The 849-nt window shown below is 57.8% G+C and carries 2 protein-coding genes; both read right to left on the bottom strand.

The annotated features are described in order from the left end of the window. Positions 1–5 precede the first annotated feature (5 nt). A complete protein-coding gene (locus AC2YJX_RS26210) occupies positions 6–299 on the bottom strand; it encodes a DUF4148 domain-containing protein (RefSeq protein WP_121419969.1) in 294 nt (97 codons plus the stop codon). A gap of 82 nt (positions 300–381) precedes the next feature. Then, complete coding sequence (locus AC2YJX_RS26205) at positions 382–669, bottom strand: DUF4148 domain-containing protein (protein ID WP_121419970.1); 288 nt, start codon at positions 667–669, stop codon at positions 382–384. Positions 670–849: the final 180 nt, after the last annotated feature.

The raw sequence follows: 849 nt of genomic DNA, 5'->3' as shown, positions 1-849 counted from the left end.
GCGAATTACATGGCGCTGAATTCGCCCGAAGGGATCTTGCCAGTGCGCAGGGCTTCAGCAGCCTGGGCGCGCACAGCAGCGCGGTCAGCCGTGGACGTGTAGGTCACCACACGCGAACCAGCAGGCTCGATGCTGCGGGTCTGGGCCACGGTAGCGGCTTCAGCGGCCACTTCGGCACGGGTGCGGTTCGTGTCGAACTTCAGGGCAAATTGCGAACCATCGGCTTCGTCAGCGTGGGCGCCGAAAGCAGTGAAAGCGGCAACAGCGGCGATAGAGAGGAAACGGACAGACTTGTTCATGGTGAAACTCCAGTGAAATTCAAAAAATAGGGACGAGGTACTTGGCAATACGAAAACGTGTGAACCGTGGATTCAACAAGAATCAACCACGCTCACCCGAAGGGATCTGGCCAGCTCGCAGGGCTTCGGCAGCCTGGGCACGCACGGCAGCGCGGTCAGCCGTGGACGTGTAGGTCAACACACGCGAGCCTGCCGGCTCGATGGAGCGGGTCTGGGCAACGCTGGCGGCTTCTGCCTGCACTTCAGCGCGGGTGCGGTTGGTTTCAAATTTGGTAGCGAATTGCGAAGCATCGGCTTCGTCAGCCTGTGCGCCGAAAGAGGCGAAAGCGGCAACGGCAGCGATGGAGAGGAAGCGGGCGGTGTTGTTCATGATGAAAATCCTTGGAAGTTAAAAAGCGTCTCAAAAAAGCCGGGTCAAAAAACCATTCCTGAACCGGGTTCGGTGAGTCGCCTTGCGGGTTCGGCTCATCGATGGGTTGAACTGTACGCGGGTGAAGTCCAAAGAAAAACCACCGAGTCGCAAACTAACTGTTCCAGTATTGGAAACAAT

The organism is Acidovorax sp. SRI_002 (genome assembly GCF_057586455.1).
The sequence above is the reverse complement of the archived record's forward strand: the minus strand, read 5'-3'. Positions and strand labels throughout refer to the sequence as shown.